13 protein-coding genes are annotated in these 15,885 nt (G+C 63.0%); 6 read left to right on the top strand and 7 right to left on the bottom strand.

The window, feature by feature from the left end; translation table 11 throughout:
• Positions 1 to 70: 70 nt before the first annotated feature.
• From rplM to erpA, 4 genes are all read left to right on the top strand, one after another.
• Positions 71 to 499 (top strand): 50S ribosomal protein L13, encoded by a 429-nt coding sequence (gene rplM / locus GJ699_RS28555; protein ID WP_056157909.1) that lies wholly within the window; start codon positions 71 to 73, stop codon positions 497 to 499.
• A 9-nt stretch (positions 500 to 508) separates the two neighbouring features.
• Positions 509 to 901 (top strand): 30S ribosomal protein S9, encoded by a 393-nt coding sequence (rpsI, locus tag GJ699_RS28550; RefSeq protein ID WP_154382826.1) that lies wholly within the window; start codon positions 509 to 511, stop codon positions 899 to 901.
• A gap of 150 nt (positions 902 to 1,051) precedes the next feature.
• On the top strand, positions 1,052 to 2,089 hold the full coding sequence (gene argC, locus GJ699_RS28545) for an N-acetyl-gamma-glutamyl-phosphate reductase (RefSeq protein ID WP_154382825.1): 1,038 nt from the start codon (positions 1,052 to 1,054) through the stop codon (positions 2,087 to 2,089).
• A gap of 110 nt (positions 2,090 to 2,199) precedes the next feature.
• Positions 2,200 to 2,550, top strand: coding sequence for an iron-sulfur cluster insertion protein ErpA (gene erpA / locus GJ699_RS28540; protein WP_135199647.1), 351 nt, complete (start codon positions 2,200 to 2,202; stop codon positions 2,548 to 2,550).
• Between the two features lie 44 nt (positions 2,551 to 2,594).
• Here the strand turns inward: erpA and GJ699_RS28535 are convergent, their stop codons facing one another.
• On the bottom strand, positions 2,595 to 4,472 hold the full coding sequence (locus tag GJ699_RS28535; RefSeq protein WP_154382824.1) for a TolB-like translocation protein: 1,878 nt from the start codon (positions 4,470 to 4,472) through the stop codon (positions 2,595 to 2,597).
• 149 nt (positions 4,473 to 4,621) lie between these two features.
• Positions 4,622 to 5,737, bottom strand: coding sequence for an FAD-dependent oxidoreductase (locus tag GJ699_RS28530; protein ID WP_154382823.1), 1,116 nt, complete (start codon positions 5,735 to 5,737; stop codon positions 4,622 to 4,624).
• 73 nt (positions 5,738 to 5,810) lie between these two features.
• Between GJ699_RS28530 and GJ699_RS28525 the strand changes: the two genes are divergently transcribed.
• Positions 5,811 to 6,488, top strand: a complete 678-nt coding sequence (locus GJ699_RS28525; protein ID WP_154382822.1) for a TetR/AcrR family transcriptional regulator — start codon at positions 5,811 to 5,813, stop codon at positions 6,486 to 6,488.
• On the opposite strand, the gene GJ699_RS28520 is transcribed toward GJ699_RS28525, so the two are convergent.
• From GJ699_RS28520 to GJ699_RS28510, 3 genes are read right to left on the bottom strand one after another with little or no spacing between them, the layout of a single operon-like run.
• On the bottom strand, positions 6,474 to 7,580 hold the full coding sequence (locus GJ699_RS28520; protein ID WP_154382821.1) for a lactonase family protein: 1,107 nt from the start codon (positions 7,578 to 7,580) through the stop codon (positions 6,474 to 6,476). The two genes, GJ699_RS28525 and GJ699_RS28520, sit on opposite strands and share 15 nt — an antisense overlap.
• Positions 7,577 to 8,812 (bottom strand): MFS transporter, encoded by a 1,236-nt coding sequence (locus GJ699_RS28515; protein WP_154382820.1) that lies wholly within the window; start codon positions 8,810 to 8,812, stop codon positions 7,577 to 7,579. Before GJ699_RS28515 ends, GJ699_RS28520 begins: the two co-directional genes overlap by 4 nt.
• A complete protein-coding gene (locus GJ699_RS28510; protein WP_229262348.1) occupies positions 8,809 to 10,350 on the bottom strand; it encodes a methyl-accepting chemotaxis protein in 1,542 nt (513 codons plus the stop codon). Before GJ699_RS28510 ends, GJ699_RS28515 begins: the two co-directional genes overlap by 4 nt.
• Before the next feature lie 215 nt (positions 10,351 to 10,565).
• Here GJ699_RS28510 and GJ699_RS28505 point away from each other — a divergent pair, with 215 nt between their 5' ends.
• On the top strand, positions 10,566 to 12,443 hold the full coding sequence (locus GJ699_RS28505; protein ID WP_154382818.1) for a TolB family protein: 1,878 nt from the start codon (positions 10,566 to 10,568) through the stop codon (positions 12,441 to 12,443).
• Positions 12,444 to 12,491: 48 nt separating this feature from the next.
• Here GJ699_RS28505 and GJ699_RS28500 read toward each other — a convergent pair whose 3' ends face one another.
• Positions 12,492 to 13,352 (bottom strand): helix-turn-helix domain-containing protein, encoded by an 861-nt coding sequence (locus GJ699_RS28500; RefSeq protein WP_229262347.1) that lies wholly within the window; start codon positions 13,350 to 13,352, stop codon positions 12,492 to 12,494.
• Between the two features lie 8 nt (positions 13,353 to 13,360).
• Complete coding sequence (locus GJ699_RS28495; RefSeq protein WP_154382900.1) at positions 13,361 to 15,760, bottom strand: efflux RND transporter permease subunit; 2,400 nt, start codon at positions 15,758 to 15,760, stop codon at positions 13,361 to 13,363.
• Positions 15,761 to 15,885: the final 125 nt, after the last annotated feature.

The following is a 15,885-nucleotide window of genomic DNA, read 5'->3' as shown; positions in this document are numbered from 1 at the left end:
AGGCCGAGTCCGCTGTTGTGATTAGCGGAACCACCATTTGAGCGGTAATTTCTTATTTGAAAGTCATCACATGAAAACTTTTTCCGCTAAAGGACATGAAGTCCAGCGCGACTGGTTCGTGATTGACGCGACGGACAAAGTCCTCGGACGTGTTGCCAGCGAAGTGGCACTCCGACTGCGCGGCAAACACAAACCTGAGTTCACCCCTCACGTCGATACCGGCGATTTCATCGTCATCATCAACGCAGGCAAACTGCGCGTGACCGGCACCAAAGCAACCGAGAAGACCTACTACCGTCACTCGGGCTACCCAGGTGGCATCTACGAGACCAACTTCCTGAAAATGCAACAGCGTTTCCCAGGTCGCGCTCTGGAAAAAGCCGTCAAGGGCATGCTGCCAAAAGGCCCACTGGGCTACGCAATGATCAAGAAGCTGAAAGTGTACGCCGAAGGTTCGCACCCGCACGCTGCTCAGCAACCTAAAGCACTCGAAATCTAAGGAACTGACATGATCGGTAACTACAATTACGGCACCGGCCGTCGCAAGAGTGCAGTAGCTCGTGTGTTCATCAAAGTTGGCACTGGCCAAATCATCGTTAACGGCAAGCCAGCAGCTGAGTACTTCTCGCGCGAAACCGGCCTGATGGTGATTCGCCAGCCTCTGGAACTGACCGGCAACGTTGAACGTTTTGACATCAAAGTCAACGTTCACGGCGGCGGCGAGTCCGGCCAGGCAGGTGCAGTTCGTCACGGCATCACCCGCGCTCTGATCGATTACGATTCGGGCCTGAAAGGTGACCTGGCACGCGCTGGCTTCGTAACCCGCGATGCACGTGAAGTTGAACGTAAAAAAGTTGGTCTGCGCAAAGCACGTCGCGCAAAACAATTCTCGAAGCGTTAATTTTTACGCTCTGGTGCGCTGCTTGCGGCGCACCACCGAAAAAGCCGCCGGCCTTGTGTCGGGCGGCTTTTTTTCCATCTGGCTACTGTCATGCGGCGGTAGTCGTTGCCTGATAAAATGGCACCTCACTCTTATTTTCAAGGAAGAACAATGATCAAAGTTGGCATCGTCGGCGGCACCGGATACACCGGGGTAGAACTGCTGCGTTTGTTGGCAGTCCACCCGAATGTGGAACTGACGGCAATCACCTCGCGCAAAGAGGACGGCTTGCCAGTCGCTGATATGTTCCCTTCGCTGCGTGGCCGCGTTAACATCAAATTCTCGTCGCCGGAAAACGCCGACCTGAGCAAATGCGACGTGGTGTTCTTCGCCACCCCGCATGGCGTCGCCATGGCGCAGGCACCCGAGCTGCTGAAAGCCGGCGTCAAGGTGATCGACCTGGCGGCCGACTTCCGCATCAAGGACAAGGCCGTCTTTGAAAAATGGTACAAGATCGAGCACACCTGCCCGGACCTGCTGGAGCAGGCCGCCTATGGTTTGGCCGAGCTGAACCGCGAAGAAATCCAAAAAGCCAATCTGGTCGCTAATCCGGGCTGCTATCCGACCACCATGCAGCTGGGCTACTACCCGCTGCTGAAAGCCGGCGTGATCGATGCCGCCGGGCTGATCGCCGACTGCAAGTCGGGCGTGTCGGGTGCCGGCCGTAAAGCCGAAATCGCCACCCTGTTCTCGGAATCCTCGGATAACTTCAAAGCCTACGGCGTGGCCGGTCACCGTCACACCCCGGAAACCAAGGCCCAGCTGCAGAAATTCACCTCGGACCAGGTTAATCTGATCTTCACGCCGCACCTGGTGCCGATGATTCGCGGCATGCACTCGACGCTGTACGCGCGCCTGACCAAGGACATCAGCAACGAAGAACTGCAAAAATTGTTCGAAGAGCAATACAAAGACAGCGCCTTCGTCGACGTCATGCCGTTCGGTTCGCATCCGGAAACCCGTTCCACCCGTGGTTCCAACATGCTGCGCCTAGCGCTGCACCGTCCGGACAATGGCGACACCGTCATCCTGCTGGTGGTGCAGGACAACCTGGTCAAGGGCGCGTCCGGCCAGGCGGTACAGTGCATGAACCTGATGTTTGGCCTGGAAGAAACCACCGGCCTGACCCAAATTGCACTGCTGCCTTGATCTAGCGCCTTGATTTTGTGCGTATTATCATCAAATTTGAAGCAGGGCGGAGCAGGAAAATCGCCCAAGGTCTATAATGGCTTCTAATTGTTTTCTCGTAGGAGTAAGAAATGAATGCTGTTGCTGAAATGCCAGCGCCTATCATCTTCACCGATAGCGCTGCTGAAAAAGTGGCCCAACTGATTGAAGAAGAAGGCAATCCCGATCTGAAACTGCGCGTTTTCGTGCAGGGCGGCGGCTGCTCCGGCTTCCAGTATGGCTTCACCTTCGACGAAATCGTCAACGAAGACGACACCACCATGGTCAAGAACGGCGTTCAGCTGTTGATCGACTCGATGAGCTACCAGTACCTGGTGGGCGCGGAGATCGACTACAAGGACGACCTGGAAGGCGCGCAGTTCGTCATCAAGAACCCGCAAGCCACCTCGACCTGCGGCTGCGGTTCCTCGTTCTCGGTATAAGTTCGGATCGCTCCAACAAGAAAGGCAGCCTGGGCTGCCTTTTTTTATTGCTCCGCCGCCGTGCGGAGCGCGGCTGGTGGCGCAAAGGCCGGCATGGAATCTTCCCAGCGGCTGTCGGTCAGCATTTGCTTGCCCGATCCGTCCGGGTTCATCGCCCACACCTGGCCATACGGCTGGAATGAGTTGTCATACAGCGCCGCTTCGTCCTTGAAGCCATATTCGCTGCTGTTCCACAGGATCTTCTTGCCGTCCCAGCTCCACACCGCATGCGCATCGGAGCCGGGGAAGGTGGTCAGGCGCTTCAGATCGCTGCCATCCGGCTTGATGGTGTAGATGTCGAAGTTGCCGTCCGTTTGCTTGCGGGTGAACACGATCAGGTCTTGCGACGGCGACCAGCCCGGCACATTGTCCCAATCATTGGTCAGCACCCGTACCTGGCGCGTGGCCAGATCCATGATGCGCAAGCCCTCGTCGCCCTTGGCCCACGAGCGGTACACCATCCGCTTGCCGTCCGGTGACACGCTGGCGAAGCCGGTGTTGGAGGTGGGCGAGGTCAGATCCTCGACGCCGCTGCCGTCGCGGTGGATCAGCTTGACGTTGGCCACGTTCTGGTCGCGTGTGCGCCAGTAACCGCCAAAGCTGAACACGATCGACTGGCTGTCCGGCATCCATGACGGCGTCAGCGCCACGCCGATCATATCGCCGCACTGGCCGGATGGGTTCTTGCCGGCGGCGCACTTGGTGGTCGACTGGAACACTAGCTGGCGATTGCTGCCATCGGCGTTCATGGTCACCAGCGAGGTGTCGACATCCTTGGCGGACAATGCCAGCGTGCCGTCCTTGGCGAACATCGGGAATACATCAGTGTAGCGGTATTCATACTGCTGGTCCCAGCTGTACAGCTGCGTGTTCTGCGCCATCGGCAGGTTGTCGATACGCTCGTAGATCACTTGCTTGCCATCCTTGCGCCACGACGGTTCGCGCAGATTGGCGGGGAAGGGCTTGGGGCCATCCGAATACATGATGCCAGTGGTCTGGGCCGACTTGGTGCTGTAGCCGAAACGGCCATCCGGCAGGAATTGCGGATTCAGCTTTACGCCGGGGCCGGAGGTCAGCTCGGTCGACTGGCCGCTGGCGACGTCGATCGCCACGATCTGCGAGGTGGCCTTCATCGACAACTGGTCCACGCGCGACAGCCAGCTGACTTCGACATCGCCCTGGTAGGCGATCAACTGCTTGCCATCGGCCGACCACTTGGGCGAGCCGGTCATCACGCCTTCCGGCGACAGACGCTTGAGGCCGCTGCCATCCGGGTGCACGATGTAGACCGACAATTCCTGCAAGTGCTCCCAGGCCGCGCCCTTGTCGTGCGATTTCCATTCGGTGTTGCGGTCCGAGGTGAAGGCGATCCACTTGCCGTCCGGCGACCACGATGGGCGATAGAAACCATCCGGCTTGTTTGGATCGCCCTGGATAGGCGCTTTGCCGGTCAGATTGGTCAGCTTGCGGGTTTGCAGATCGAGCAGCCAGATATTCGCGCGGTGCGAACCACGATCCGACATGAAGGCGATATAGCGGTTATCCGGCGACAGCGCCGCCTGGTCGTCCACGGCAGGATCGTCGGTCAAACGCTCCAGCGCGCTGCCATCGGCCTTGACGCGGTAGATGTCGGACTGGCCCAAGCCCTGGCGCTCCGAGGTGAACACGATCCACTGGCCGTCGTCGGAAAACTTGGCGTTGTAGTCGTAGCCCGGCGTGGCTATCAGTTTGTGTTCGCCGGTGCCATCGGCATTGGCCACATACAGTTCGGACTTGGTGGGACCGATACGGTTGAACAGCAATACGTCCTTGGCCATGACCGGGGCGGCGGCCAGCAGGCCGAGCGCGGCGCCAATGCTGGCGATGAAAGGTTTGTTACGCATCAGGCAGTCTCCTTTTTATGAAAGCGTTGTGCGCCACTGTGCCGCTTAAAAAAGGAAACGTCCTGGTAAAAAAATGCGATTGCTTGGTACTTTTCGCCGATTCCGGCCGCTAAGTGAACGATCCTTGATGTAGATCAAAATCCACAATCTCAGGCGCTGAACATTTCGACCAGACTGTATGGCGCGCGCTCGCCGTAGAGGATGCCATGCAGTTCCGCCGCCTCAGCGGCGGCTTGGGCGCTGCGCGGAAATAGCGTCTGTTCATATGCCGTTAGCGCCGCTTCAATGTCGCCAGGATGTGCAACGATGGCCTGGGCCAGTTCGGCGCCATCGTACATGGCTAGGTTGGCGCCTTCGCCGGACGGCGGCATCAGATGCGCGGCATCTCCTACCAGCGTCACGCCGGGCACGCGCCGCCATTGATGATCCGGCGGCAGCGTGTGGAGCTTGCGCAGCACGGGCACGCTGTCGGCCTCGGTGATGAAGGCCGTCAGCGCCGGTGCCCAGCTGGCGAACTCGGCGGCGATGCGCGCTGTCGCGGCGGTGTCGCTGAAATCGATCCGCGCCAGCCACTCCTCTGAGCGTTGCAGCGCGATGTAGGCGTGCAGCACGCCGTTGGGCTCGCGGTGGGTCAGGATGCCTTTGCCGTCGCCCAGCGCGAACATGGAACCACCGCCGGCAATTGCCGCGCTGGCGGCGTGCTGGCGGTCGCTGTCGTGCAGCCAGGTTTCAATCAGCGCGGTGCCGGTATAGACCGGCGTGGCATCGGACAGCAGCGGTCGGACCTTGGACCAGGCGCCATCCGCGCCCACCAGCAGGTCGCAGACCACGCTGGTGCCATTGGCAAATTCCAGTCGATGGCGGCCGTCGCCCAACGGCGTGGCTTGCGTCAGCTTGCGGCCCCACTGCACGGTGCCGGGCGGCAGCGACTCCAGCAGCATGCGCCGCAGCTCGCCGCGCTGCACTTCCGGCCGACCGCCGCTGCCATCGTCGGCATCTTCGAACAGCACCTGGCCATGGCGGTCGAGCACGCGCGAGGCTTGGCCGCCGTGCTGGATCAGCGCTTCAAACTGTGGATACAAGCCGGCCGCTTTCAGCGCCAGTTGACCATTGAAGTCGTGAATGTCCAGCAAGCCGCCCTGAGCGCGGGCGGTGGCCGATGCTTCGCCTTCGTAGACGGTGGCGGCAGTGCCGTGCAGGTGCAGCACGCGGGCCAGCACCAGCCCGCCCAGTCCGGCACCGATAATCGCAATATGTGTTTTCATGGTCTATTTAATAATGGAACGTTGTTCCATTGTGATTTTGCGATAGTCGCCGCGCTGTGTCAAGATAGCGGCCATGGCGAAAAACACAGCAAGCAGTCCGCGCCGCGAGCAATCGCTGACGCGGGAACGCATTATTGAAGAGTCGATTGCGCTGCTCGACAGCAGCGGTGAAAGCGGCCTGACCTTCCGCGCATTGGCCGAACGGCTGGCGACCGGCGCCGGCGCAATCTACTGGCACATCGCCAACAAAAACGATTTGCTGGCCACGGCCTGCGCCGAAATGGTGACGCGCGCGCTACAGGCCACCGCGCAGCAGGCGTCGCCGCAGGACAGCATCCGCGCCGTGGCGCTGGGCCTGTTCGATACCATCGACGCGCATCCGTGGGTGGGATCGGCACTGACCCGCGCGCCGCTACAGTCACCGACGGTGCACATCCTTGAAAAGCTGGGCCAGCAGGTGAGGGCGATGGGCGTGCCGCCGCAGCGGCAGTTTGCGGTGGTGTCCGCGCTGTTGAGCTACATCCTGGGCGTCAGCGTACAGAATGCGGCCAATGCGCAAATCGGCCGCGCGCTGGGTGGCGACCGCGCCGCGCTCCTTGATGAAGTGGCGGGCGCCTGGGAACAACTGGATGCCGGGCAGTTCCCCTTCACCCGCGATATGGGCGCGCAACTACGCGCCCACGATGACCGCGCCGACTTCCTGGCCGGCGTGGATTTGATACTGAGCGGGATCGTGTCAGCGCCCCTCTGAAACAAAGGTAAGGTTGACCGGCGCCGCCACAGCCACGCTTTCACTGGTGGCGCTCAGCTGGCCGGTGGCGGCATCGATGCGGAAGACATTGACGCTGCCGCTGCGCTGGTGGGTGACCAGCAGCCAGCGTCCCGAAGAATGCACCTCCATGCCCCACGGATTGTCGCCGCCGCTGGCCAGACGTTGCACGAAGCCGAGCTCGCCAGTGGTGGCGTCAATGCGGTACACCACCAGCGTGCCCTCGCCACGATCTTCGATGTACAGGAAGCGTCCATCCGGGCTGCGCGTGATTTCGGCGGCGCTGCGCGTGCCGCTGAAGCCCTCGCTGCTGATCGGCTGGCTACGCACGTGCGTCAGGCGGCCCGCTTGCGCGTCCCAGCGCAGGGTGATGACTTCGGCCGTCAGTTCGCTCACCACGTAGACGTAGCGGCCATCGGCGCTGATCACCAGGTGGCGCGGGCCGGTGCCTGCCGGCGCTACCCACGAGCGGCCGGCGTCGTCGGCGCTCAGGGTGTGCGTGGCGCGCTCCAGCGGATAGACGAACACGCGGTCGACGCCCAGGTCCGGCACCAGCGCATAACGTCCCGATGGATCGACCGCGACGGCATGCGCATGCGGGCTGGTCTGGCGTTTGTGCGGCCCGGAGCCGGTGGCCTTGATGGTCGACACCACGCCACCCAGGCTGCCATCAGCATTCACCACGATGCTGGATGCCGAGCCGCCGCCGTAATTGGACACCAGCAGCGTGTTCGATGGCGCATCCAGCCACAGATAGGTCGCGCCACCGCCACCGCTGGGCGTGCTGTTCAACTTGCTCAGCGCGCCGGTGGCGCGGTTGATCGCGAAGGCCACAGCTGCGCCTTCCTTACCCTGCTGGTCGTCGGTGGTGTACAGCACCGGCAATTGCGGATGCGCGGTGGTCCAGGTCGGCCGCAAGCCTTCGGCTGCTGCGCCAGCATCGCTCAGCTTGCCGCTGGCGGGATCGAAGTGCAGCGCGCGCAGTTGATTGCCCTGGGTCCCGACGTAGACCCAATCCGCGTGCGCCAGACCGGCGGTCAAGGTCATCAGGGCGGCGGCGAGGATATGCTTCATTGTGCTTTGACTCCAGGTTGAATAGAGATTGTAGGACGGAACAGGCGGTCGCGATTGAGCAGCGACGGGAACAGCCGCGCCCACAGCAAGGTGATGCCCACCGTCGCCACGCCGCCGACCAGCACCGCGCCCACCGGCCCCAGCCACTCGGCGGCGACGCCGGCGCGGAACTGGCCCAACTGGTTGCTGGTGACGATGCTTGTCGCATGCACCGCGCCCACGCGGCCGCGCAGCGCGTCGTCGGTTTCGATCTGCACCACCGAATGGCGCAGCACGGTGCTGACGATGTCGGCCGCGCCCATCAAGGTCAGTACCAGTAGCGCCGCCGTCATGCTGGTGCAGAACGAAAACGCAATCGTGGTCAGGCCGTAGGCGAACACCGCGCTATACATGCGGTGGCCGACTTTGTGTTCCAGCGGCCAGCGCGTCATCAGCGCCGTCATGGCCAGGCCGCCGACCGCCGGCGCGGCGCGTAGCAGGCCCAGTCCCCACGGCCCGGTGTGCAGGATGTCGCGCGCGAACATTGGCAGCAGCGCGGTGCCGCCGCCCAGCAGGGTGGCGAACATGTCCAGCGTCATCGCGCCCAGAATCACCGGGTTGTGGCGGATGAAGCCGATGCCGGCAAACATCGCGCTCCAACTGATCGCCTCGCGCTTGCGCGCTATCGTCTGCAGCACGATCAGCATCGCCAGCGCGGCGCCGATGGCAAACGCCAGCGCGCACACGCCGTACACCAGCGCGGCGCCACCGGCGTACAGAAAGCCGCCCAGCGCCGGGCCGCTGACCATGGCCAGTTTGTTGATCGAGGCATTCACCGCCATCGCCTTGGGCAGATCGGCGGTCGGCACCAGCATCGGAATCAGCGCCTGCTGCGCCGGTAGTTGGCCGGCGCGGGCGATGCCGATCAGCACGCACACGATCAGGATCGCGTGTGGCCCGGCCCAACCGGCATAACTGGCCCAGGCCAGCACTGCCGACGCCACAAACTGCAGCGCCAGGCTGATCGAAAACACCACGCGGCGATCGGCCGTATCCACCAGCATGCCGGCCGGCACCGTCAGCACCAGGCCGGGCACAAATTGCACCAGACCGACCAGCCCCAGATACCAGCCGCTGGACGTGAGGTCATAGATCTGCCAGCCCAGCGCCACCGCGATGATGTTATTGCCCATCACGCCGAGAAAGCGCGCGGCCAGGTAGCGCCGCATGCTGGCGGGCAGCGGATTGCTCATCGTGCCTCCGCCGTGTGCTTGAACACCGCCACCGCCTGCACCAGTTGCGCCGCCTGGCCGCGCAACTGGGCGGCGGCGGTGGCGCTTTCGTCTACCAGCACCGCGTTCTGCTGCGTCACCTGATCCATCTGCGCTACCGCCTGGCCGATCTGGCCGACGCTGCTGCTTTGCTCATTGCTGGCGACGCTGATGTCAGCCACGATCGCCGTCACCCGGCTGATCGCCGCCTCGATTTCCTCCATGGTGGCGCCGGCCTGACCGACCAGCGCACTGCCTTGCCCGGCTTGCGCCACGCTGGTGGTAATCAGTTCCTTGATTTCGTGCGCCGCCACCGCGCTGCGCTGTGCCAGGTTGCGCACTTCGCTGGCGACCACGGCAAAGCCACGCCCCTGTTCGCCGGCGCGCGCCGCTTCCACCGCCGCGTTCAGCGCCAGAATGTTGGTCTGGAAGGCGATGCCATCGATTACGCTGATGATGTCGGCAATGCGCGCCGCGCTGTCCTGTATGTCCTTCATGGTCTGCACCACCTGGCCGACCACTTCACCGCCGCGCGCCGCCACCGCCGAGGCGCCGACCGCCAGCTCGCGCGCCTGCATGGCGCTGCCTGCGTTGTTGCGTACCGTCGCGCCCAACTGCTCCATGGTGGCGGCGGTCTGCTCCAGCGCGCTGGCCTGCTGTTCGGTGCGCGCGCTGAGCGCCTGGCTACCCTGCGCGATATGGGCGCTGGCCGTAGCCACGCTTTCCGAATTGCTGCGCACATTGCTGACCACCCGCGTCAGCGCGTGCTGCATGTCGCCCAGCGCCGCCAGCAGCGGCGAGAATTCGTCGTGAGCATCGTCGCGCACCGCCACCGTCAGGTCGCCGTCGCGCACACGCTCGGCCACGGCGCGCGATGCCGCCACGCGCCGTCCCAGCACCCGCGTCACATACCAGGACAGCAGGGCCAGTCCGGCGATCGAGACGGCGGCCAGTATCACCAGCACGGTCAGCGTATGCTGCGCCTCGGCCACCACCTGGCCCAGGTCGTCATGCAGCGCGCCTTCCTGCAGCTTGACGGCGGCGCGCAGGGCGGCCAGCAGCTCGGTGCGGGCTGGCACGGTCTTGTCCATCAGATAGGCCAGCGCCTCGTCTTTCTGGCCCGCTTGGATCAAGCGCGTATCCTCGGCGGCGACTGACCAGAAGGTCTCCAGCAATTGCGGGACTTTGGCAAAGCGCTCGCGCTCGGCGTCGCTCAGCAGCGCATCCTGATAGGATTGCATGGCGGTGGTGATCAGCTGGCGCTTGTCGCCGATGCCGTCCAGCTGACGTTTCAGTTCCTTGTCGCTGCGCGCCAGGATGGATTGCCGCAACAGCAGCAGCACCCGCGTGACTTCCAGCTCGGTGGCGGACACCCGCTGCAGCTGCGGCACGCGCAGGCTGTCGGTTTGCCGTGCCAGTTGGGTAACATGGTTCAGATTGAAATAGGCGTAGATCGCCACGCCGGCAAACGCCAGTGACAGCAAACCTGAAACCAGATGCAGACGCCGCGCGATGCCCATAGATGAAAATTGTCTCATGCCGCGAGAATAGTGGATGGTCGGCAAGCCGTCTCTGCACAAAAATGACATTCACCGGCACTTTTTATCGGCCCCGATCGCACAAAAGTACAAGCGATTTTCACTTTTGTTTAAGGACTTGCGCCCGCCTTGTGACCATACTGTCTGTTATGGTCGGCAAGGTTGTCCGATCAAAACAACAACGATTAGGAGCACACATGGATCGCAGAAATATCCTTCGCCTGATGGGGGCGACCGCCGTGGCGGCGCAACTGCCCCTGGCGGCCATCGCCAAGGCGGCGGAAGTGAAGAAAAAGGGCGTGATGCTGATGAACCGCATCGCCCCGTCGGTATCCGAACTGTACATTGCCAACCTGGACGGCAGCAATGAACGCAAGCTGCTGACCGATTCCGCTTTCGATTACAACGCTACGCTGTCGCGCGACGGCAAGTGGCTGGTCTTCACCTCCGAGCGCCGCGCTGACGGCCAGTCGGACATTTACCGCGCTCGCGCCGACGGCAGTGGCATCGAAGCGCTGGTCAACACCGATTCGATGGAAGACGCTGGCGTGCTGTCGCCGGACGGCAAAACCATGGCCTTCGTCTCCACCGCCAACGGCTACCGCGCCAACATTTGGGTGCGCGACATGGCCAGTGGCAAGGTCAAGCAAATCACCGGCATTGGCAAGGTCAAGGGCACCGAAGGCAAGCCGGATTGCTACTTCCGCCCGACCTGGTCGCCGGATGGCAAGTGGATCGCCTTCTCCAGCGACCGCAATACCGAATGGACCGGCCACGATCAGGGCCAGGGCTGGGAGCATACGCAGGAACTGAGCATCTACATCATCCGTCCGGATGGCAGCGGCTTCCGCCAGGTCATCAGCAAAAAGGGTTATTGCCTGGGCTCGCCAAGCTGGTCGCCGGATGGCAAGCGGATCGTGTTCTATGAAATGACGGTGGAAGCCACTTGGGGTGCGCGTCGTCCGAATTACATCGGCAAGGCGTACTCGCAGATCGTTTCGGTGGACGTGGCGACCGGCAAGGACCGCGTCGAGCACACCACCGGCACCGATTTGAAGTTGCAACCGCAATACATCAGCAGCAGCGAAATCGGCTACCTGATTAAGTACGGTCCGAACGAAGGTCTGGCGTACACCTCGGGCCGCGCACCGGTCAAGCAGACCTTTATCCGCTCGCCGAGCTGGACCCCGGATGGCAAGTCGGTCATCTACGAGAAAGTCGCGTTCAAGCCGGTGCGTCCGCTGCTGAAGCCGCTGTTCAGCTGGGACCCGGAGTGGGACTACAAGCACATCGACGTCTATCCGCTGATGTCGCGCGATGGCTGGATCGTCTACACCGACAAGCAGACCGGCAACAGCTCGATCTGGGTGATGCGTCCGGACGGCTCCGAAAAGCGCAAGGTATTCGAATCGTCGGGCCGTGGCCTGGAAGAAGCCAAGGTGCGCATGGGCCTGGCCGGCGCGTTCCAGCCGTGCTGGTCGCCGGATGGCGAGTGGATCTCCTTCGGCCTGGGTTACTGGTTCGCTGAGCGCAACACCATGACCGCAGCGCTGTGGCGCGTGCGTCGCGATGGCACGGGTGCCGAGCAGCTGACCGATGGCACGCTGCACTCGGGCTTCCCGAGCTATTCGGGCGATGGCAAGGAACTGGTGTATCGGGTGTGGAGCCAGAAGGAGAAGGGCTTGCGGATTCTGAATCTGGAAACCCGCCAGATTCGCGTGCTGACCGAAGGCTTCGACAATCTGCCGGGTTGGTCGCCGGATGGCAAGCGCATCGTGTTCACTCGTCGTCGTGACGATGGCAATTACGATGTTTACACCATTCGTCCGGACGGTAGCGATTTGTTCCGTGCCACCGACCACGAGTCCAGCGATGGTCACGCGGTGTGGGCAGCGGATGGGCGCATCATGTGGAGCGGTTCGCAGCACGGCTTCCGCGACGAGGCGGCGCTGTACGAGCAAACTTTCCAGCAGTACGGCCAGATCTACATCATGAATGCCGATGGCAGCAACAAGCGCATCCTGACCGATAGCAAGTGGGAAGATTCGATGCCGCTGTACGTGCCAGCGACCTAAAAAGTACCCGCCATTTCGCCCGGCGGGCGAAATGGCGGGGCGGCTGCGTTAATTCTTCGCAGTAGTCCGAAACTGGCTGGGCGTTTGCCCAACTTCGCGGCGGAAGAAGCGGGTGAAATACGCCGCGTCGTCAAAGCCCAGCCGGAACGCGATCTGCTCCACCGGCAGATCACTGAAGATCAGGCTGCGCTTGGCCTCGGTCACAATCCGCGAATGTATCACCTTGGTCGGGCTCTGTCCCAGCGCCGCCGTGCAGGCGGACCGCAGTTGCGTCACCGACACCGACATCATCTCCGCATACTCCTGCAAGCGCAGATTCTTCCCGTAATGCTGATTGACCAGATCGCGAAAGCGTTCGGCCTGGCGCTGGCTGGCCGGACTGCCGTGTTCCTGCAACTGATTGTCCGGCATGGCGCGGATCAGTGTAATCTGCAGCAGGGTTAGCAGCGCTTCCAGCGCGGCGGCGCGGCCACTGGCGTTGGCCAGCATCTCCTGCTCCAGCCGACGAATCAACTGGTAAGACTCACGCTCCACTTCCGGATTGTAGGACAGCGGAATGATGCGCGGCCCGGTCCACAACTGGCTGAACTCCGGCAGCCGACCGCTAATCTGCGCCAGGTAGCTGACTTCAATCGTCACCACCCAGCGGTCCTGATCGACCTCGTAATCGAGGCCATGCACACAGTCAGTCGGCAGCAGCAGAGCGCAGGGGCCGGCGAACGGCACCCGCATGCCTTCCAGTTCCACCACGCCGCGCCCCTCGCGCACGAAGATCAGCTGGCCATACTCGGGATGAATATGCGGCTCAATGCGCCAGCGGCCGCGATTGGCCACATGGCCGACGTGGACGAACCAATCCTCATCCTGCTGATGCTCCACATACAGCCGCAACCTTGGAACCGGGGTCATACCTGGCGTCATACTGCACGTTTGAGTTTGGTCTGAGGTACGGACTGCTCAGCCTGCGCCAGCGCGGGCGGCTTCAACAGGAAGCGCGCCAGCGCCGGCAGCAGTACCAGTGCGCCGATCATGTTGACGATGAACATGAACGCCAACAGCACGCCCATGTCGGCCTGAAACTTGATTGGCGACAGCGCCCATGTCGCCACGCCAAGCGCCAGCGTGACACCGGTCAGCATCACCACACGGCCGGTGAACAGCAGCGCGCGGTGATAGGCTTGCGCCAGCGACAGGCCGAGCCGCATCTGCTGCAGCATGATGCTGAGCACATACAGCGCGTAGTCGATGCCGATGCCCACGCCCAGCGCCACCACCGGCAAGGTGGCGACCTTGAGGCCGATGTTGAGCCACACCATCAGCGCTTCCGCCAGTACCGAAGTCAGCATCAGCGGCAGGATGGCGCAGGCCACCGCGCGCCAGTCGCGGAAGGTGACATAGGCCAGCACCAGCACGGCGCCATACACCAGCAACAGCATTTCATGGTTGGCTTTCTCGACCACGGCGTTGGTGGCAGCTTCGAAACCGGCGTTGCCGGCGGCCAGCAGGAATTGCGCGTCGGGGCTGTCGTTCTCTTTGGCGAAAGCTTCCACCGCTTCGCTGACGCGGCGCAGTGTGGCGGCTTTGTGGTCGGTCAGGTAGACCTGCAATTGCAGCAGCGAGAAGTCGCTGTTGACCATGCTGCGCGGCGCGCGCGAGCTGGCGGTGTTCAGCGCCGCCTGGTTCGGTTGCAGCTCGTACCAGCGCGGATTGCCTTCGTTCATGCCGACTGCGGTCTGGCGCGCCAGCGAGGCCACCGATTGCGTGGTCTCGACGCCTTCCACCTGGCGCAGACGCCATTCCAGATCATCCACCCGTTCCAGCACCGCTTGCTTCATGGCGCCTTGCACCGGGGTACGCACCATCACCACCAGCACGTCGCTGCTGGTGCTGTAGTGCTGGGTCAGGAAACTGTTGTCGACGTTGTAGCGCGATTGTGGCCGCAGTTCCGGCGCGCCGGCGTCGAGGTCGCCCACTTGCAGCGCTTTGCTGGCGTACAGACCGTAGAAGCCCAGCAGCACCGCCACGGCGATGGTGCCGATGGCCCAGCGCGATTCTGTGAATTTGCACAGGAAGGTCCACAGCGTTGGGCCGTCGCTCATGTCGCTGTCGGCCATGGTGGCGCGCTGCGCCGCTTTGGCGCTGACGCCGGTATAGCTGAGCAGCACCGGCAACAGGATCAGGTTGGTGATGACCAGGATCGCCACGCCCAGGCTGGCGGTGATGGCGAGGCGGCGGATCGACTGGATGTCCAGCATCATCAGCACGGCGAAGCCGACGGCGTCGCAGGCCAGCGCGGTGAAGCCGGCCATGAACAGGCGGCGGAAGGTGAAACGCGCGGCTACCAGGCGGTCCATGCCACGGCCGATGTCCTGCATGATGCCGTTCATTTTTTGTGCGCCGTGGCTCATGCCGATCGCGAACACCAGGAATGGCACCAGTACCGCGTACGGGTCGAGCGCGTAGCCCAGCATCGGCAGCAGGCCGAGTTGCCATACCACGGCCACCAGTGAGCAGGTCACCACCAGCAGCGTGCTGCGGATGCAGCGGGTGTACCAGTAGACGATGGCGGTGACGATGGCGGCGGCCAGCGCGAAGAACAGCAGCACTTGCACCAGGCCTTCCAGCAGGTCGCCGGCGACTTTGGCGAAGCCGGTGATGTGGATCTCGATGCTGTCGGAGTGGTATTTGGCGCGCAGCTGTTCCAGTCGTTGCGACAGGGTGGCGTAGTCGAGTTCCTTGCCGTCTTCGTCGCGCTCGGCCAGCGGCACGATCAGGGCGCTGGACTGGAAGTCGCGCGCGACCAGTTGGCCGACTTCGCCGGAGCGTTCGATGTTGAGGCGCACGCGGGCCAGGCCGGCGGGCGTGCCGTCGTAGTCGTCGGGGATGACGGTGCCGCCTTCGAAGCCGCGCTCGGTCACGGCGGTCCAGCGGGTGGATGGCGTCCACAGCGATTTCAGCTGGCCGCGTACCACGCCGGGCAGCAGGAAGACGTCGTCGTTGATGTGACGCAGGGTGTCCAGGTAGTCCTTGTCGAGGATGCTGCCGTTGCCCTTGTGCTCGACCACGATGCGCAGGCTGTTGGCTTGCGAGACCAGTTTCTTGCGTTCGGCCAGGTAGTTTTGCAGGTAGGGGTGATTCATCGGCAGCATGCCGTCGAAACTGGCGTTGGGCACGATGTGGCTGGCTTGCCAGCCGAGCACGATGGTGATCAGCAGGCAAACCGCCAGCAGCGCGCGGCGGTAGCCGAACACGAAGCGTTCCAGCCGGTTGCCGGAGGTGGGATCGAAGGGAGCTTGGGAGGGAGGCGAGGTATTCATGGCTTGGCGGCTTTGGATGAGTTTGCCGGTGCTGCGGATGGGGCGGCAGCCGCGCCAGGCGGCGCGGTGGCTGCGGCCGGTCCGGCCGGCGTGGCGGCGGCGATTGGGGCGTTGCGTGCGTTCGC

Source organism: Duganella guangzhouensis (genome assembly GCF_009674535.1).
Taxonomy (GTDB): Bacteria; Pseudomonadota; Gammaproteobacteria; order Burkholderiales; family Burkholderiaceae_D; genus Rugamonas; species Rugamonas guangzhouensis.
The sequence above is the reverse complement of the archived record's forward strand: the minus strand, read 5'-3'. Positions and strand labels throughout refer to the sequence as shown.